Consider the following 18,133-nt stretch of genomic DNA (forward strand, 5'->3'; position numbering starts at 1 on the left):
ACGGCCGGTGGCCGTGCACGACCTACCGTTCCGGGCCCCTCGCCCTTCACGGGAGAGGGGTTGGGGAGAGGGTGTGGCCTGGCACGTGGATACGCCGTCGCGGACCCGCCGCGCAGGTCGTGCGCCGCAGGCGCGTGACGTGGCGGATAGGCCGGGGATGTCGCACACGTCCCCTGGCCGTGCGCGGCCTACGCGCCCTTCGGGATGCCGTTGTTATCCAGGCTTGTCAGATACTCGCAAGGCGTCAGGGCCGGTACAGGAGAGGACTCAAAATCCCTGACGTTGCGCGTGACAATTGTCGTGCACTCGGCGGCCTCAGCCACCGCCGCCACCATCGCGTCCTCGAAATCCGGCCAGTCCAGAGCCCGGGCCCTTATCGCTACTGCATGCGTGATAGGGGCAACCGTCATGTAACGCAACATCCAGTCCACGGCATTATTGGCCTTCGCCGAATTCTGATAGCGGGCGACGATATAGTGCACAGTCGTCAGCGCGTGGGCAGGAAGGCAGGCCCGGTCATACCCACGAATGACCCGCTCGAGGACCGCCGCCGATGGACGGTAGTGGGGCTCACGCTGCTGGACGACATCGAGGATGACGTTGAGATCCAGGAGGATCACCGGCTGTGTTTTTCCCGAAGATGGGCTTGGTATTCCGCCTCGACATCCACGTCGGCCGGGACCAGCCCCGTAATCTCGTCGAGCTCGGGAACCGGCATACGTTCTTCCAGCGCACGCATACGGCGTAGGTACCGGTCGATAACCTCGGTGACCGTTAGCCCATGGGCCGACGCATAGGCCTTCGCAAACTCGACGTCGCGTGTGGGCAACCGGATGGTCAGCTTAGTCGTTTCTGCGGCCATGGCTGGCCCTCGTGTACGGCTTTTTCACTCTGAGTGTACGGCTACCGTCGTGTACGGACAATCACGGAAGGGCCTTACGCACATTATTCGGCCACCCTCCCGGTCGGCCAACGCGCTCCGAACAACCGGACGGGCGGGTCGTGCACCGAAGGCGTGCGACAACACGGGACATGTCGCCCACAGCCCATGGCCGTGGGCGACCTACCGTGGCGTTCAGAGGAGACCCTGTGGCCTGGCCATTCGGGCCGTGCCGTCGGACACGGGTTTCCCGCACCGCCATGACGCTGGTGGCCTCCCGGCCGTTCCGGCAATAGCCAGGCAACGGCAGAAACGGCAGGGTGTATTCACGACGAGGGATGCCCTCGGACCGAGCGGTCCGTGACGGTGACTCGCCAAAGGCAAACGCCGCAGCCCGGAGGCTGCGGCGTTATCAAGGGGGGGAGTCAGATTATGGCCCGGACGCCGTTACCAGCGCCCGGTACTGTCGGTGTCGCGTGACGCCTGGTCGGGGACGGACATCGCCAGCGACAACCGCACCGGCTCAGCCGGAGACGCTATCGCCCACCGGGCTGACCTTGCCGTAGAACACAGGACGATGGCTCGTCACAGCGTGGACCGGCTCGGTCGCCGGGCCCGAAGTCACGGGGCTCAGGTCCTGCTCCATCAGCTCACCACCCAGCAGACGCGGGTCGATGTTCGGGTTGGCCGGCCCGGCGAAGTGCGCCGCGAACCCGGCGGTCCCCTGCACGCCAGCCTGGGTGAGGTCCTGCGGGGAAACCCGGCCACCGAGGGTCCCGTGGCCCACGGGAGCGGCGCCGGCGGCGGCGGAACCGAGGCCCAGGGTGATGGCTGCGGCGAGTGCGGCGATCGTTGTCTTGGTCATGGTAATGCCTCCTGTGATTTCTCATTCCCAAAGAACGATAGCATCCTATCATAATCGTCCGCATATGGACTATATGCCAACTATTAAAAGTGTCGATCGTGACGATTGAGCGCCCATAAATCGCACCTCACCCAGCCGGAGCCCCCGAAATGAGGTTCACCGCGTCCCGGTTCAATCCCCGGAGCGATCCGTTCACGCGTCACGGCCGGACGTGGGTAGACGCAAGGGAGACGCACTGGCATAGCCCGCCCATCCAGCCGGCACCGGTGACACGGACTGCCAAGCTCATGGGGACCAGTAAACGGGAGCAAGACGAGGGATACGCGCACCACCATCCAGGGGCACGGATACATCTGTACGGTGAGGGGAGAATACGGGAGGGGGAAATGGTGGCTACGGGTGGATTCGAACCACCGACTCCCACATTATGAGTGTGGTGCTCTAACCAACTGAGCTACGTAGCCACGGTATCGCGTTCAGCGAGCGCGTATTTTTGCCTCGGTGACCCGCGCTGTCAAGCGCGGGCCAGCATACGTCCCTGCGGTGAACGGTCTACAGGGGGCGGGCCACACCCTCTCCCCAACCCCTCTCCCGTGAAGGGAGAGGGGCCCGGAGTGCAGGCGGGCAAGGTCAAAAGCCGTGTGCGACCCCGTCACCGACGTGGGGTCGTGGGGCGTTATACCGTCTTCGGTGCACGATCTCCCCGATCGTCGCGCCGGCGGATGTCGGCTGCCAGGAGCAGCTGACCTACCGCAGAGACCCAGCGGTGACCGTTCACGCAGGTTGGCTGCCAGAAGCAGCCGACCCACGGCAGAGGCCCAGCGGTGACCGTTCACGTAGGTTGGCTGCTCCTGGCAGCCAACATCCCGCCTCATTGCACCGGCTGGCTCGCAACGGCATAGCCACGCCCCGGGCCACACCCTCTCCCGTGAAGGGAGAGGGGCCCGGAGTACGGGCGGGCACGGTGGCAGGCCACGTGCGACGTTTCCCCCGTACGGCCCTGGGAACCTGCGATCAGGAGGTCGCCACCCTTGGCGTCTTGGCCCGCTCGAACAGGGCCCGGACCTGTTGGTACCGGGCCGCGGCGTGCTCGGAGAGCTCGCCGCTGGCGGCAAGGACGTGATCCAGGTGCTGGAGGTGGGCGTCGATGGCGCTCCCGCTCTCACCACGGAGGAGCTCGGGGATCGCCTCCAGCGCCGCGTCACGGTCCAGGCGGAGGATGAAGAACTGGTCCCGCACCAGGCGTTTGTAGGACGCCAGGTCGGTGGCCGGCTCCAGCTCCGCACGGGAGGCCCGCAGGCGCTTGAAGTTGCGCTCGTCGGTGCCCGGCGCCCCACCCAGGATGTAGATCACCGAACGCATCAGCGCCTCGTGGGCACCGCCCTCGGCAATGTGGTGGCGCAGCTCGGCCTTGCGCCGCTCGATAAAGCGCCGGTGCTCCGGCTCCGCCCCCGGACGCCGGCGATGCACGTGCGCGTCGCCGTGCAGCCCCACCAGCGCCTGCAGCAACGGCTGGCCGTAGAGGTCGATGAACAACCACTCCATGGCCCGGTCGCGCAGATCGCGGAAGGTATTGAGGCCGAAGACGATCTCGTTGGAGACCAGCCCCTCGATCACACGGAAGGGGTTGTCCTCCGACACCGGGTGGCGATCCTCGCGCACGCCCTCGGCGAGCGCCGGCAGCCCGTACATGAACGGGTTGCGGTCGCAGAACACCTTGTAGCGCAGGCGGCTGGGGTGCAGACGGCGGATCCAGGTCGCGAGGTCCGGCGTGACCGTGGCCCGCACCCACGGCTGGACGAACAGCCGGTAGAGCCCGAGGTTGATCTCCGAGACCCGCGCCACGGTGGCGAAGCGGGTATCGTCCTCGGGCCGGTGCTGGATCTCCTCGTCCAGCTCCTCCACCGAGCGCTGCTGGAACTCCAGCAGGTAGTCGCGCTCCGGCGAGGCCCCGGCAGTCAGCTCGTCGGCGGGGGTGACGGTGGTCTCGTAGAGCCCCGGCGGCAGGACGTCGATGTAGTCCATGTTCGCCGTGAACTCGGTATGCTCCTTGCGCGAGACGCTGCCCGAGACGAAGATCCCCAGGTGTCCGGTGGTGTCGTGCACGCAGTACACGATCGTCTGGACGTTGGCGATGATGTCGTCCACGCCCTCGTAGAGGTCGCGGATCCAGCCCAGCGCCTGGGGCGGGGGCGTGATGTTGTCGCCGCGGGAGCAGAACACCACCACCGGCGAGCGCACGTTGCGCAGGTCGACCCGCCGGCCGTCGCGGGTGACGAGCTGGGCGGTGGACAGCCGGTTGCCGACGAACAGGTTGTCCACGATGTACTGGATCTCCTCGGCGCCGAGGAAGACGTGCCCGCCCCACCAGCGCTCGAACTCCAGGTAGCGCTGCGCCTCCGTGTCGATATTGGCGTAGAGGTTGTACTGCTTGGCCCAGTAGGTGTTCGCCGGATTGAGGCGCTCGAAGTTCTGCACCAGCCAGGCGCCGTCGAACAGCCCGTCGCCGAGATCGCTCAGCAGCGCGGTGGTCCAGCTGCCACCGGTCATGCCGCCGGTATAGCGCATCGGCGCCCCGCCCCGCTCGCCGGCCCAGTACGACAGCGGCGCACCGGCGATGAGGATCGGGCCGAACAGGTCCGGCTCCAGCGCCGCCGCCATCATGATCTGCCAGCCGGCCTGGCAGTTGCCCACCACCATGGGCCGCTCGGAGACGTCGGCGTGGCGCTCGCCGACATGGCGCAGGAAGGCGATCTCCGCCTCGACCACGTCCTCGACGCTCTGGCCCGGCTCCGGATACGGCAGGAAGCCGATGAAGTAGCAGGGGTGGCCGGCGCGCAGCGCCACGCCGACCTCGCTGTCCGGCTTGAAGCCGCCGATGCCCGGACCGTGCCCCGCCCGCGGGTCGACCACCACGAACGGGCGCTTGAGCGGGTCCGTCTCGACGCCTTCCGGCGGCTCGATGCGCAGCAGCTCGTAGTTGACCGGATGGGGCAGATCCCGGCCGTTGACCAGCACCTCCGCCTCGAAGCCGAGCACGTTGGGCTTGGTCTTCTCCATGTGCTCGAGGTACTGATTACCGCGCTGGCGCATGACGTCCATGTACAGGACGCTGCGCTCCAGCGCATCGCGCCAGTACTCGTTGGCGGCACGGACCACGCCGAACGGATCGAACATCGGCATCGGGTCAACCGGCAGGGGCGGCATCATCATGGCGCTATCCACTTTCCATCAGGGGATTGGCGTGACTGCGGGCGGACCGGCCCACAACGCCCCCTCGCCCTCCCGGTCGAACCGGATGCCGGGGCAGACGACGCCGACAGGGAGGAACGGACGATGCCACGGGGGAGCTGGCCGCCGACCATAGCGCCCGGGGGCGCGACGTTCCGCGGAGTGATCGGCCTGTTACAGTCACGCCTGCATTCTTGCCACTGCAACGATCCACAGTCAAACGGAATCCGACGGGCATCAGGTGCTTGCCGGTCCATCCAGGGATGGACGGATTCTGAACCGCCCGGGGGGCATGCGGAAGGCGGTGCCGGTGAAGATCGGGGGGCATTCGGCGGGAACAGCCGGGGCAGGCCCTCAGGACCTGCCCGGCCCGCCCCGCAAGGCGGGGCCGAACGGGGCGGCGACCGTGCCGGCCGCCCCGCGGGGCGTCACCGGTTCAGCCGGTGAAGAACTCGTTGATGCGCGCACCGATCTCCGCGGGGGAGCGCACGGTGGCGACACCGGCCTTCTCCAGGGCGCCGAACTTGTCGTCCGCGGTGCCCTTGCCGCCGCTGATGATCGCGCCGGCATGGCCCATGCGCTTGCCGGGGGGCGCGGTGACGCCCGCGATGTAGGCGACGACCGGCTTGCGCACGTTGCTCTGGATGTACTCCGCGGCCTCTTCCTCGGCGGTGCCGCCGATCTCGCCGACCATGACGATGCCCTTGGTCTGGCGGTCGGCCTCGAAGCGCTCGAGCACGTCGATGAAGCTCATGCCCTGGATCGGGTCGCCGCCGATGCCCACGCAGGTGCTCTGGCCCAGGCCCACGTCGGTGGTCTGCTTGACCGCCTCGTAGGTCAGCGTGCCGGAGCGGCTGACGATGCCGATGGAGCCGGCCTTGTGGATCTGACCGGGCATGATGCCGATCTTGCACTCGCCGGGGGTGATGACGCCGGGGCAGTTCGGCCCGATCAGGGTGGCGTCGTAGTCCGCCAGCGCCGCCTTGACCTTGAGCATGTCCTGCACCGGGATGCCCTCGGTGATGCAGGCGATGACCTTGATGCCCGCATCCGCGGCCTCGAGGATCGCGTCCGCGGCGAAGGCCGCCGGCACGTAGATCATGCTCGCCTGGGCGCCGGTCTCCGCGACCGCGTCACCCACGGTGTTGAACACCGGGCGGTCCAGGTGGGTCTCGCCGCCGCGGCCCGGGGTGATGCCCCCGACGATGTTGGTGCCGTAGGCGATGCACTGCTCGGCGTGGAAGGTGCCCTGCTTGCCGGTGAAGCCCTGCACGATCACCTTCGTGTTCTTGTCGACAAGAATACTCATCTCGCTTGAACCTCGTTGCTGATCCGAATGTCGCGTCAGGCGCCCACCGCGGCGACGACCTTCTTGGCGCCGTCGGTGAGGTCGTCAGCGGCGATGATGTCCAGGCCGCTGTTGGCAAGGATCTCCTTGCCCTTGTCGACATTCGTGCCCTCGAGGCGCGCGACCACCGGCACCTTCACGCCGACTTCCTTGACCGCCTCGATGATGCCCTCGGCGATCATGTCGCAACGCACGATGCCGCCGAAGATGTTCACCAGGATACCCTGCACGTCCGGGCTCGCGGAGATGATCTTGAACGCCTCGGTGACGCGCTCCTTGTTGGTGCCACCGCCGACGTCGAGGAAGTTGGCCGGCTCGCCGCCGTGGAGCTTGATCACGTCCATGGTGGCCATCGCCAGGCCGGCGCCGTTGACCATGCAGCCGATATTGCCGTCGAGGGTGATGTAGTTCAGGCCGTGCTCGGCGGCCTGCACCTCGGTCTCGTCCTCCTGGCTGACATCGCGCATGTCCGCGATCTCGGGCTGACGGCCGATCTCGATGGCGTTGTCGTCGACGTTGACCTTCGCGTCCAGCGCGAGCAGGTCGCCCTCGGCGGTGAGGATCAGCGGGTTGATCTCGATCAGCGAGAGGTCACGGTCGGTGAACGCGTTGTAGAGCCCGCTCATGATCCGGGTGAGCTGCTTGATCTGCTCCTTGCCCAGCCCCATGCCGAAGCCGAGCTCGCGGCACTGGTACGGCTGTAGGCCGGCCGCCGGGCTGACCTTGACCGTGAGGATCTTCTCGGGGGTGCTCGCCGCCACCTCCTCGATGTCCATGCCGCCCGCCTCGGAGGCCATGAAGGTGATGCGCTTGGAGGCGCGATCGACCACGGCACCGAGATAGAGCTCGCGCTCGATGTTCAGCCCCTGCTCGATCATCACCGCGTTGATGGGCAGGCCCTTGTCGTCGGTCTGGTGCGTGACCAGCCGCTCGCCCAGCATGGACTCGGTGTACTGGACGACCTCGTCGAGGCTCTTGGCAAGCTTCACGCCGCCGGCCTTGCCGCGGCCGCCGGCGTGCACCTGGGCCTTGACCACCCAGACGCTGCCGCCGAGCTTCTCGGCCGCCGAGCGCGCCTCGTCACCGCTACGGGCGACGTATCCCTTCGGGATTGCGATGCCGTATTGCGTGAATAGATGTTTTGCCTGAAATTCGTGGAGATTCATTGATGCGCCCTACCTCCGTGAAAAAGCCCGGGTATTCTCCACCAATCCCCGGGGCAGATCAAAAGCGAACGGGGCGTCATGTTGACTAGTCAGTCAGTTTTATGCTGACGCCGGGCATCGCCAACGACCTGACGGACGGCCATATGACAGCGACACCGCCGCAGAACGCCAACGGCCACGCGGCCCTGACCTGGCGCCCCCTGCTGATCTTCTCCGGCTACCGCGTGGTGGTGGCCGTGCTGCTGCTCGCCGGCATCGCCCTGGGCGGCAACACCGGCGTGTTCAGCGCGCTCCAGCCCGGGCGATTCACCGCCGTCGCGCTGCTCTACGTTGCCGCCAGCACACTGTTCCTGTTCGCGGCCTGGCGACGGGTGGAGCCCTTCGTGGTCCAGGTGGTGGCCGGGGTGCTTGCCGACGTCGTCGCCATCGCCCTGCTGATCAGTGCGCTCGGCAGCAGCGAGACCGCGCTCGGCGTGCTGCTCATCACCGCGGTGGCCGGCGGCAGTCTGCTCACCGGCCTGCGCCTCGGTGCCTTCTTCGCCGCAGCGGCCACCATCGCCCTGCTGGCGGTACAGACGCTCGCCCGGATCGCCGGTCACGCGAAGACCGACGGCTACACCCAGGTGGCCCTGCTCGGCATCGCCATCTTCGTGACCTCCACCGCCGCCGCCCTGCTCGCCCGCCGCGCCCGGGAGAGCGAGGCCCTGGCCGCCGAACGCGGCCTGGACGTGGCGAACCTGGAGGCGCTCAACGCACACATCGTCCAGCGACTGGACACCGGCGTGATCGCGCTGGACCGCGACGGCCACATCCGGCTCGCCAACCGTCTGGCCACCGGCATCATCGGCCGCCTGGACGGGGAGACACCGACCCTCGCCGAACGCGCCCCCGCCCTGCAGCGGGCATTCGAGGCCGACGACGGCGCCGAGCGCACGCCGATCACCGTCAGCGGTATCGACTACCTGCCCCGGTTCGTCCCGGTGGGCGACAGCCAGCGCGGCGGCACGCTGCTCTTCCTGGAAGACCTCACGGCGGTACGCGCCCAGATCCAGCAGGCGAAGCTCGCCTCCATGGGCCGGCTGACCGCGAGCATCGCCCACGAGATCCGCAACCCGCTGTCGGCGATCATGCAGGCCACCCAGCTCCTCGGCGAGGCGGACTACCTGCAGGACGGCGACCGCCGGCTGGTGGGGATCATCACCAAGCAGAGCCGGCGGCTCAACGAGACGGTGGAGAACGTCCTCCAGCTCTCCCGCCGCTCCCCCGCGCAGCTCGAAACGGTGGACCTCGCCGAGTGGGCCCCCCGCGTGGTATCGGAGTGGCAGGCCGCGTTCAGCGGCGGCGAGGTGGACGTCCAGGCCACCGCGATCACCGCCCTGTTCGACCGCTCGCACATGCGCCAGGTCCTGGAGAACCTGCTGCGCAACGCCATGGACCACGCCGGCGAGCACCCGGCGGTGACCGTGGTCACCGGCCGCGACGAACGCGGCGCGCCGTACCTGGAGGTGCGGGACAACGGCCCGGGCATCGACGCCGAGATCCGGGACCACCTCTTCGAGCCCTTCGCCACCAGCCGCCGCGGCGGCACCGGCCTCGGCCTCTACCTCTCCCGCGAGCTCTGCGAGGCCAACAGCGCCCGCATCGAGCTGCGCCCGGAGAAGACAGGGGCGTGCTTTCGGGTTACCTTCGCGGCGCCGGACGGAGCACAGCAGGGAGGGCAGGCATGAACAGACCGCAGGCGCTGATCGTCGACGACGAGGCGGACATCCGCGACCTCGCCGAGCTCACGCTCGGGCGCATGGACATCCAGGCGCGCAGCGCCGCCAACCTCGCCGAGGCCCGGCGGCTGCTCGAGCGCGAGGCGTTCGGCCTGTGCCTGACGGACATGCGCCTGCCGGACGGGGACGGCCTCGACCTGGTGCGCCACATCACCTCGAACTACCCGCACATGCCGGTGGCCATGATCACGGCCTACGGCAGCATCGACACCGCCATCCAGGCACTCAAGGCCGGCGCCTTCGACTTCGTCACCAAGCCCGTGGATCTCTCGGTGCTCCGCCAGCTCGTCGAGCACGCCCTGCGCCTGAGCGAGTCCCCGGCGGATCGCCGCTCCCGGGACATCCTCCTCGGGGAGTCGTCGCCCATGCGGTCGATACGCTCGACCGTGGTAAAGGTGGCGCGCAGCCAGGCCCCGGTGTACATCTGTGGCGAATCCGGCACCGGCAAGGAGCTCATCGCCCGGCTGATCCACGACAAGGGCCCGCGCCGCGGCGAGCCGTTCGTGCCGGTGAACTGCGGGGCCATCCCCGCGGAACTCATGGAGAGCGAGTTCTTCGGCCATCGCAAGGGCAGCTTCACCGGTGCGTCAAGTGACCGCGAGGGCCTGTTCCAGGCCGCGCACGGGGGGACACTGTTCCTCGACGAGGTCGCGGACCTGCCGCCGCACATGCAGGTGAAGCTGCTGCGCGCCATCCAGGAGAAGGCGGTGCGCCCGGTAGGCAGCTCCAGCGAGGTGCCCGTCGACGTGCGCATCCTCTCCGCCTCCCACCGCGACCTGGACGCCCTGGTCGCCGCCGGCGAGTTCCGCCAGGACCTTTTCTACCGCATCCACGTGATCCAGGTGCGCGCCCCCTCGCTGCGCGAGCACCCGGAGGACATCCCGCTGCTGGTCGACCACATGCTCCGGGCGATCACCGGCGAGACGGATCACGGCTTCACCCTGAGCGACGACGCCCTGCGCACACTCCAGTGCTACCGCTTCCCCGGCAACGTCCGCGAGCTGGAGAACGTCCTCGAGCGTGTGGTCGCACTCAGCGACGGCAGCACGGTCACGGCCACCGACCTCAACCTGCCCGAGGACGGCATGATGGCAAGCCCCGCCGTCCCCCTGACCCCGGAGCCCGGTGACGGCTTCGAGCTGGAATCGTACCTGGAGGACATCGAGCGCGGCCTGATCTCCCGGGCGCTGGAGAAGAGCGGCAACAACAAGACCGCCGCCGCCCAGCTTCTCGGCATCAGCTTCCGCGCCCTGCGCTACCGGCTCAAGAAGCTGGACATGGAGTAGCCCGGACACCGCACCACCTGCCACCGTACCCAACCTCCACTCCGGGTTCCTCTCCCTTCACGGGGGCGGGGCTACGGCCTGTGACCTTGCCGACCCACACTCCGTGCCCCTTTCCCTTCACGGGAGAGGGGCTACGACCTGTGACCTTGCCGACCCACGCTCCGGGCCCCTCTCCCTTCACGGGAGAGGGAATGGGGAGAGGGTCTGACCCGGCACCCGGATACGCCACTGCGAGTCGGTCGGTGCCGTAAGGCGGGGTGTTGGCTGCCGTGAGCAGCAAGCCTGCGGGGCCCCCGGCATGGCGGTCCCGCAAGAGCCCCGGCCTTGGGAGACCCCCTCTCCCCCAACCCCTCTCCCGCAAGGGGAGAGGGGCACTGCGCGGCCGCACACCGGTTGCTCCTGGCAGCCGACGCCCTCCGGCGAGGCGGTCGCGCAGGTCATGCACCGAAGTCACACAACGCCACGGCCTCATGCCGACAACGGATACCGCGCACGACCTGTGGCCCTGCCGACCCACACTCCGTGCCCCTTTCCCTTCACGGGTGAGGGGCTACGACCTGTGACCTTGCCGACCCACGCTCCGGACCCCTTTCCCTTCACGGGTGAGGGGCTACGGCCTGTGACCTTGCCGGCCCACGCTCCGGGCCCCTTTCCCTTCACGGGTGAGGGGCTACGGCCTGTGACCTTGCCGGCCCACGCTCCGGGCCCCTCTCCCTTCACGGGAGAGGGGCTACGGCCTGTGACCTTGCCGGCCCACGCTCCGGGCCCCTTTCCCTTCACGGGTGAGGGGCTACGGCCTGTGACCTTGCCGGCCCACGCTCCGGGCCCCTCTCCCTTCACGGGAGAGGGGCTGGGGAGAGGGTGTTCACGATCACCGGCCCTAGTCGAAGATCACCACCTGACGGATCGCCTCGCCAGCGGCGAGCCGCTCGAAACCCTCGTTGAGCTCATCCAGGCCCAGGCGATGGGTCATCAGCCGCTCGATGGGCAGCTGCCCCTGAAGCATCATCCGGGCAAACCGGGGGATGTCGCGCACCGGCACGCAGGAGCCGACATAGGACCCTTTGAGGGTGTGCTCATTCGCGGTCAGCGACACCGCGGGGATCGTCAGCTCCGCCTTGGGATTCGGCAGCCCCGCGGTGACGGTGGTGCCGCCCCGGCGGGTGACGTCGTAGGCGAACCTGAGCGCCGGCGCGGCACCGGCGACCTCCACGGCCAGATCCACACCGCCCCCGCTCAGCTCGCGGAGCTCCGCGACCGCATCCGGCGCGTTCGGGTCGACGGCATGGGTCGCCCCCAGTTCCAGGGCGAAGCCCCGCTTGTCCGCCGCCAGGTCCACGGCGATGATCTGGCTCGCGCCGGCGGCGATGGCGCCGAGCAGCGCTGTCAGGCCGACACCACCGAGGCCGACCACGGCACAGCTCTGCCCCGCCTGGAGGTCGCCGGAGTTGAGCACCGCGCCCGCCCCCGTGAGGACCGCGCAGCCCAGCAGTGCCGCCTTGTCCAGCGGGATCGACTTGTCGATCTTCACGCAGGATGCCTCGGAGACCACCGCGTGCCGCGAGAAGGCGGACACCCCGACGTGATGGTTGATGGTCTCGCCGTTACGGGAGATGCGCTTCCCGCCACCGATCAGCGCCCCCCTGCCGGCGGCGGCCGCGGCCGGCTCACACAGCGCGGGACGCCCCTCGGCGCAGGGCACGCAATGACCGCAGGAGGGGGCGAAGATCAGCACCACGTGGTCCCCGGGCTGGAATCGGGTGACGTTGGGGCCGACGGACTCGACCACCGCCGAGGCCTCGTGCCCGAGGGCAACGGGCATGTCACGGGGGCGGTCGCCGTTGATGACCGAGAGGTCCGAGTGACACAGCCCGGCGGCCGCCATCCGCACCACCATTTCGCCGGATCCCGGCTCGTCGAGTTCCGCCTCGACGATCTCCAGCGGCCGGGAATCGGTGTACGGCCGGCGTGCCCCCATCTCACGCAGCAGCGCAATTTCGGTCTTCATCGGACGGCTCTCCTCTATCGATTGTTATCGCGTCGACCATCCCGCACCGGTCGACAGGGTGTCACGTTGTCCTGTTGATCCGTTCGCCATGCGTACACGACGTCATCTGTGCCGGAGCATACACCGCCCGGCCTGCCGGATGGGAAACCCCTGGTGCCGTTGGCCCTCCCCCCCGGAGACGCCGGCGGTGGACAGCACGGCGAAAAAAGCGCATCGCGCCTTATCGGGAAGAGATCACGGACGATGCGCAGGAGGCAGGCGCAGTCGCGGCCACCGTCGGCGACGGGGTTGTCCACGTCCGCGGGTACGCCGGCATCAGGGCCGTGTACAACATCCACTCGCAAATCCACCGAAACGCTGCACGCCTGCGGCGCACAACCGACGCGGGGCCGTTCCGGCCCGTGGGAGGGGCAGTGTCGGGCGTTCGCGTGGACCTGGCACCGCAGGCGAGCGACGGACATCCCGCCGGGCGGCGGACATACCAACCACGACCGCCGCTGTCGGTTGCCTTCGAGCAACCGACCTACCCGTGCTCACGGCGATTCGACCTCTGCCGTAGTCCGGCCGCGCCAGGCAGCCGATATCCCCATCAAACCCGACGTCGACCCGCTGCCCGAAGGCAACCAACAGTCGCCGGGGGACATGACGGTTGCGGGGCGTCACCGGCCGGCGGGTGGTCCAGGATCAACCTCTGCCGTAGGTCGGCCGCTCCTGGCAGCCGACATCCATCAAACCGGAAGTCGACCCGTTGCCCCTCGGCAACCGACCACCGCCAGGAGAAAATGACGGTTGCCTGGAGCGACCGCCCTACCCGGACTCATGGCTGTGCAGCGACGTCCACCTGCCCGGGGCTGACCCACAACGGCGTCTCTCCGGGCCGGTGGCTGGCGGCAATGACCGACGCTGCCCGCCGCTTTGCGATGAACCAAAAAAAACCCCGATCCGGAGACCGGGGTTGTTGCTAGCCGGGGAATGCATCGCAACAGACAGAAGGGTTGTATCAACCATGACTGCGGGTCACTGAAGACGGGGAGCCTGTCACGACCCGCAGTGGCCAGAGGCCGTAATCGACGTTACGCTTAGCACACTATCGGTGCAACGCATTCCACTTATAAGTGATATTCATTCAATGAATTTCAGGGGAATGGATCTCAACCTCCTGGTCGTCTTCGACGCCGTGCTCCATGAGGGCAGCATCACCCGTGCGGCAGCACGCCTGGAGATGAGCCAGCCCGCGACCAGCAACGCACTCAACCGCCTGCGCGAGCTCTTCCATGACCCGCTGTTCGTACGCCAGGCCCGGGGCATGACCCCTACGCCGCGCGCGCGTCAGCTCGCCGGCCCCATCCGCGAGGCGCTCACGCTGGTCCGCCATACGCTCTCCGAGCAGTGGCTGTTCGACTACGCCCACTCCCAGCACCGTTTCCGCCTGGCCATGAGCGACTACGGCGACTCGGTGATCCTCCCCCGGCTGCTGGATCACCTCGCGCGCGCCGCCCCCGGGGTCGAGCTGGACGTGGTCGCCAGCGAGCACCCGGCCGTGGCGCAGGACCTGCGCGGCGGCGAGATCGACCTCGCCATCGGCAACCGCGAGGACCTGGAACGGGAGTTCCGCAACGAGGGGCTGCTGCTGGAACAGTTCGTGTGCGTGGTCCGCTCCGATCATTCGGAGATCCGCGACCGCCTGACGATGCCGCTGTTCGCTTCGCTTCGCCACCTGGACGTGAGCCACACGCGCTACCTTTCGCGCCGCATCGATGACGCCCTCGCCGCCGACGGCCTCTCCCGCACGGTCGCCGCGGTGGTCCCGAGCTTCCTGTCCGTGGCCCCCATCGTGGCCGCCACCGACCTCGTCGCCACGATACCCTGGCGCGCCGCGCAGGCGTTTGCCGGAATGGGCGGACTGCGGCTGGTGCCACCGCCGCTGTCCCTCAAGGAGGCGCCGGTCAGCCAGTACTGGCACGCCAACACCGAAACCGACCAGGCGAGCCAGTGGCTGCGGCGCACCGTGCGCACCATCTGCCAGCAACTCTAGGATCCACCCGTCAGTCATGAGCGACGCCTACAGCACCCGCGGCCTCGTCACGGCCTATACCGGACTCGTCCTCACCGCCGCCTTCTGGGCGGGCAACGCCGTGGTCGCCCGCGGCGTGGTGGACACCATCCCGCCCCTGGCGCTGGCGTTCTGGCGCTGGGTGCTGGCTCTGGTGATCGTCCTGCCCTTCGGCCTGCGCCCGCTGCGCCGGGAGTGGCCGGTGGTGCGCGCACACTGGCGCGCCATGCTGCCCATCGCCGCGCTCAGCGTGGGGGCGTTCAACACCCTGCTCTACCTCGCCGCGACCACCACCACGGCGGTGAACATCGCGCTGCTCAACTCCACGCTGCCCATCATCGTGGCCCTGCTCGCCTGGGTACTCCTTGGCGCGCGCATGCGCGGGGGCCAGGCGGCCGGCATCGCCGCCGCGCTGTGCGGCATCCTGATCGTGATCACCCAGGGCAATCCGGCAAGGCTGCTCGACCTGGACTTCCAGCCCGGCGACCTGCTCATGGTCGCGGCGGTCTCCTGCTGGGGGCTGTTCTCCGTGCTCATGCGCCGCCACCCCGTGCCGGTCTCGGCGCGCACCTTCCTCACCGCGCAGATCCTCTTCGGCGTGCCCGTGATCCTGCCGTTCTACCTGCTGGAGCTCGCCCTCGGCGGCGGCTTTGCCATGCGCCCGGCACTGGCACTGCCGTTCCTCTACGTCGCGATCTTTCCGGGGCTCATCGCGTTCTCGTGCTGGAACCTGGGCGTACGCCGCGTCGGCCCGTCGAACTCGGCGATGTTCCTCTACCTCATTCCGGTATTCGCGGCCGGGCTTTCCTGGCTGTTCCTCGGCGAGGGGCTAGCGGCATTCCACGGTGTCGGCGGCGCGTTCATCCTCGTCGGCCTCTACCTCGCCACACGTACGCCCACCGAAGACTGAACTGACTCCGGGCACCGGCACCGCCGGCCACGACATACCGGTGTGAACCTCGCCCCGGCCGACGAGACGGGCTGGCGCGCTGAAGAGCGACAGTGCCGCCGGGCCGGCGCGTAGTATGCTTCAGGGATGAGGCGCGACGCCCGGCGGCGGCGCTGTGGACGGGCACCGGCCCGTGGCGGGGACGGAGGGCGAAGAACGCATGTACGAGGCCGCCTACGGACTTCACGGCCGCGCGTTCGCGCTGCCTCCCGATCCGGGCTTCCTCTTCCTGGGCCGGGCCCACCGCGAGGCCCTCGCGCACCTGGTCTACGGCGTGCGCGAACGCACCGGTTTCGTGCTGCTCACCGGCGAGGTCGGCACCGGCAAGACCCTGCTCGCCCGCGCCCTGCTGGAGCGGTTGCCGGGGGACGTGGACACCGCCTGGCTGTACCGCCCGGCGGAGTCGACCGAGGGCTTCGTCGCCGCGGTGCTGCGCGAACTCGGTGAAACGCCTGAGCCAGACGCGGACGCGACCGCACTGGTTGCCCAGCTCAACCGCCGGCTGCTCGACGCCCACGCCCGGGGGCGCACCACTGTACTGCTGGTTGACGAGGCACAGACGCTGCCGGCAGCAGTGCTGGAGCAACTGCGGCTTCTCACCAACCTGGAAACCCGCCACGAGAAGCTCCTGCAGATCCTGCTCGTGGGGCAGCCCGAGCTGGCCGCGACCCTCGCGCGAACGGACATGCGCCAGGTCGCGCAGCGCATCACCGCACGCTACCACCTCCGCCCCTTCGAGCGCGGCGAGACCCGCGCCTACGTCCGCCACCGCCTCAGCGCCGCCGGCGGCGATCCCGGCCTGTTCACGGAGGGCGCCGTGCGCGCCCTGCACGAGGCGAGCGGGGGCATTCCCCGGCTGATCAACGTGATCGCCGACCGTGCCCTGCTCGGCGGCTATGCCCGGGGGCGGCGGCGCATCGGCCGGGGGCTCGTGCGCCAGGCCGCCCTGGAGCTCGGCCACGAGCACGACAGTGCCTGGCAGTGGCCCGCCGTGGCCATCGCCACCGTACTCGCGTCGGTCGCCGTGGTGTGGCCGTTCCTCGCCCATGACCGGGAACACGCCCCGCCCCGCCTGGAGGACCCGGCGAAGGTTGTCGCCACAGCGGCCTACACCCGTGCCGATGACGCGGTGAACGCGTTACTCGCGCGCATGGGCATCGCCGCGGACCGGGGCGACGGCGGCGGCCCGGCGGGATGCGCCCGGGCCCGGCTGGCCGGCTACGCCTGCCTGCACTTCGCCGCGGACTGGCCGGCGCTCGCCCGGCTCCGCCGTCCGGCCCTGCTGGAGCTGCACGAGGACGGCCGCGCCGGCAGCGTCCTCGCCGAGGGCGTCACCTCCGCCGGCGCGACACTCCGCCGGGGCAACACCACGCACCCCGCCTCACGCACGGCACTGCTGCCGCTGTGGACCGGTGACGCCCTGGTGGTCTGGCGCCCGCCCGGGCTTACCCCGCTGCCGGCGGGCCCCGGCGACGACGGCGAGTCCGTACGCTGGCTGCGCGGACGGCTGCACACCCCGGCACTGCCGGACCTGGCCACGCGCTTCGATCCGGCACTGGCGGCGCAGCTGCGTGACTACCAGCACCAGCTCGGGCTGCCCGTCACCGGGCGGCTGGATGCGGTGACCCTGTTCTACCTGCGCGAAACCGAGAGCGGGGAGGGCTGAATGTCCTATATCCTGGATGCCCTTCGGCGCTCCGAGTCCGAACGGCACGGCGACGGGCCGGGGGGCCACACACCGCCGCCACCCGTGCGCCCCCGCCGGCCGGCTGTAACGCCCGTGCTGGCCGCCACCGCGGCGGGGATCGTCGCGTTGGCCATCGCGGCCTATCTGGCAACCCGCCCCACCCCGGCACCGGTCCCACCGGTGACCGGCCCGGTCGGCGAGTCGCTGCTGGCGGATGCGGCCGTGGACGGGCGGGTCGCCGGCGACAGCGCGGCGGATGCCGCGGCCACGCCCGCCCCTGTTCCCAGGACGGTTGCGGCCGGCAAACGCGTGGAGAGGCGCGCCGGCAAGGACCCGGATACCGGCACCGGGACGGACAACCATGGTGGTCCTGCGGAGACCACGGACGCCGTAGCGACGCCACCGGCCGTGGACGGCGGCAGCGGCCCGGTCACGCCCTGGGGCCAGCTGCCGCTGACCTACCGCGCCCAGGTACCGACCTTCGCGATCAACGTTCACGTCTACGCCCCGGAGCCGGCCCGCCGTTTCGTGATGGTGGACATGAAGCGCTACCGCGAGGGTGACACCCTCCCCGTCGGCCCGCGGGTCGAGTCGATCACCAGTGACGGGTTGGTGCTGGCCTGGCGAGGGCGCCGCTTCCTCTGGCCGGTGGATGGCCCGCCGCGCTAGCGCCTCGCCCGGGCCCACGGCCGACAGGGAGATGCCGCCACCCGCTCGCCGCTCAACAACAGCTCGACTGCTGTCGACAGCCGACATTCCCGCATGACATCGGAGAACGTCGGGCGCCGGCCCCTGGACAACGGCCGGGCTCGGCCGTACGCGTGGACCAGGCGCCGCAGGCGTTAAGACACCACCGGAGATGTCGGCTGCCAGGAGCAGCCG

13 protein-coding genes and 1 tRNA gene are annotated in these 18,133 nt (G+C 69.3%); 6 read left to right on the plus strand and 8 right to left on the minus strand.

Going from position 1 to position 18,133, the window contains the following annotated elements; genetic code table 11:
* Window positions 1-188 precede the first annotated feature (188 nt).
* From C516_RS0100130 to sucC, 7 genes are all read right to left on the minus strand, one after another.
* The gene (locus tag C516_RS0100130) at window positions 189-620 is read right to left on the minus strand and encodes a type II toxin-antitoxin system VapC family toxin (RefSeq protein WP_018716313.1); all 432 of its coding nucleotides are present in this window, start codon (window positions 618-620) and stop codon (window positions 189-191) included.
* Window positions 617-862 (minus strand): DUF6364 family protein, encoded by a 246-nt coding sequence (locus tag C516_RS0100135; RefSeq protein ID WP_018716314.1) that lies wholly within the window; start codon window positions 860-862, stop codon window positions 617-619. Before C516_RS0100135 ends, C516_RS0100130 begins: the two co-directional genes overlap by 4 nt.
* A gap of 541 nt (window positions 863-1,403) precedes the next feature.
* Window positions 1,404-1,745 carry a hypothetical protein gene (locus tag C516_RS0100140; RefSeq protein WP_018716315.1) on the minus strand — a complete coding sequence of 114 codons (342 nt, stop codon included), beginning with the start codon at window positions 1,743-1,745 and terminating at the stop codon, window positions 1,404-1,406.
* Between the two features lie 387 nt (window positions 1,746-2,132).
* Window positions 2,133-2,209: transfer RNA gene (locus C516_RS0100145), tRNA-Met, on the minus strand.
* 550 nt (window positions 2,210-2,759) lie between these two features.
* Window positions 2,760-4,958, minus strand: coding sequence for a DUF3141 domain-containing protein (locus C516_RS0100150; RefSeq protein WP_018716316.1), 2,199 nt, complete (start codon window positions 4,956-4,958; stop codon window positions 2,760-2,762).
* A gap of 454 nt (window positions 4,959-5,412) precedes the next feature.
* Window positions 5,413-6,285, minus strand: coding sequence for a succinate--CoA ligase subunit alpha (sucD, locus tag C516_RS0100155; protein WP_018716317.1), 873 nt, complete (start codon window positions 6,283-6,285; stop codon window positions 5,413-5,415).
* 35 nt (window positions 6,286-6,320) lie between these two features.
* On the minus strand, window positions 6,321-7,490 hold the full coding sequence (sucC, locus tag C516_RS0100160) for an ADP-forming succinate--CoA ligase subunit beta (RefSeq protein WP_018716318.1): 1,170 nt from the start codon (window positions 7,488-7,490) through the stop codon (window positions 6,321-6,323).
* A 143-nt stretch (window positions 7,491-7,633) separates the two neighbouring features.
* On the opposite strand from sucC, the gene C516_RS0100165 reads away from it, so the two are divergent.
* Window positions 7,634-9,217 (plus strand): sensor histidine kinase, encoded by a 1,584-nt coding sequence (locus C516_RS0100165; protein ID WP_156831080.1) that lies wholly within the window; start codon window positions 7,634-7,636, stop codon window positions 9,215-9,217.
* Window positions 9,214-10,554: a sigma-54-dependent transcriptional regulator gene (locus C516_RS0100170; RefSeq protein WP_018716320.1), complete on the plus strand. Its 1,341-nt coding sequence runs from the start codon at window positions 9,214-9,216 to the stop codon at window positions 10,552-10,554. Before C516_RS0100165 ends, C516_RS0100170 begins: the two co-directional genes overlap by 4 nt.
* 880 nt (window positions 10,555-11,434) lie before the next feature.
* Here C516_RS0100170 and C516_RS0100175 read toward each other — a convergent pair.
* On the minus strand, window positions 11,435-12,562 hold the full coding sequence (locus C516_RS0100175; protein ID WP_018716321.1) for a zinc-dependent alcohol dehydrogenase family protein: 1,128 nt from the start codon (window positions 12,560-12,562) through the stop codon (window positions 11,435-11,437).
* A 1,144-nt stretch (window positions 12,563-13,706) separates the two neighbouring features.
* On the opposite strand from C516_RS0100175, the gene C516_RS0100180 reads away from it, so the two are divergent.
* The 4 genes from C516_RS0100180 to C516_RS0100195 all read left to right on the plus strand — a co-directional run bounded on the left by C516_RS0100180 (window position 13,707) and on the right by C516_RS0100195 (window position 17,920).
* Complete coding sequence (locus C516_RS0100180; RefSeq protein WP_018716322.1) at window positions 13,707-14,597, plus strand: LysR family transcriptional regulator; 891 nt, start codon at window positions 13,707-13,709, stop codon at window positions 14,595-14,597.
* Between the two features lie 16 nt (window positions 14,598-14,613).
* A complete protein-coding gene (locus C516_RS0100185; protein ID WP_018716323.1) occupies window positions 14,614-15,525 on the plus strand; it encodes a DMT family transporter in 912 nt (303 codons plus the stop codon).
* A gap of 199 nt (window positions 15,526-15,724) precedes the next feature.
* A complete protein-coding gene (locus C516_RS18030; protein WP_018716324.1) occupies window positions 15,725-17,230 on the plus strand; it encodes an ExeA family protein in 1,506 nt (501 codons plus the stop codon).
* Window positions 17,231-17,920 (plus strand): general secretion pathway protein GspB, encoded by a 690-nt coding sequence (locus C516_RS0100195; protein ID WP_018716325.1) that lies wholly within the window; start codon window positions 17,231-17,233, stop codon window positions 17,918-17,920.
* The last annotated feature ends 213 nt before the right edge of the window (window positions 17,921-18,133 follow it).

It is taken from the genome of Arhodomonas aquaeolei DSM 8974 (genome assembly GCF_000374645.1).
GTDB classification, from domain to species: domain Bacteria; phylum Pseudomonadota; class Gammaproteobacteria; order Nitrococcales; family Nitrococcaceae; genus Arhodomonas; species Arhodomonas aquaeolei.

Bases quoted from the DNA above. Each gene is read 5' to 3' on its own strand.
- C516_RS0100135 (WP_018716314.1), bottom strand. From the start codon at position 862: ATGGCCGCAGAAACGACTAAGCTGACCATCCGGTTGCCCACACGCGAC.
- C516_RS0100140 (WP_018716315.1), bottom strand. From the start codon at position 1,745: ATGACCAAGACAACGATCGCCGCACTCGCCGCAGCCATCACCCTGGGC.
- C516_RS0100150 (WP_018716316.1), bottom strand. From the start codon at position 4,958: ATGATGATGCCGCCCCTGCCGGTTGACCCGATGCCGATGTTCGATCCG.
- sucD (WP_018716317.1), bottom strand. From the start codon at position 6,285: ATGAGTATTCTTGTCGACAAGAACACGAAGGTGATCGTGCAGGGCTTC.
- sucC (WP_018716318.1), bottom strand. From the start codon at position 7,490: ATGAATCTCCACGAATTTCAGGCAAAACATCTATTCACGCAATACGGC.
- C516_RS0100165 (WP_156831080.1), top strand. From the start codon at position 7,634: ATGACAGCGACACCGCCGCAGAACGCCAACGGCCACGCGGCCCTGACC.
- C516_RS0100170 (WP_018716320.1), top strand. From the start codon at position 9,214: ATGAACAGACCGCAGGCGCTGATCGTCGACGACGAGGCGGACATCCGC.
- C516_RS0100175 (WP_018716321.1), bottom strand. From the start codon at position 12,562: ATGAAGACCGAAATTGCGCTGCTGCGTGAGATGGGGGCACGCCGGCCG.
- C516_RS0100180 (WP_018716322.1), top strand. From the start codon at position 13,707: ATGGATCTCAACCTCCTGGTCGTCTTCGACGCCGTGCTCCATGAGGGC.
- C516_RS0100185 (WP_018716323.1), top strand. From the start codon at position 14,614: ATGAGCGACGCCTACAGCACCCGCGGCCTCGTCACGGCCTATACCGGA.
- C516_RS18030 (WP_018716324.1), top strand. From the start codon at position 15,725: ATGTACGAGGCCGCCTACGGACTTCACGGCCGCGCGTTCGCGCTGCCT.
- C516_RS0100195 (WP_018716325.1), top strand. From the start codon at position 17,231: ATGTCCTATATCCTGGATGCCCTTCGGCGCTCCGAGTCCGAACGGCAC.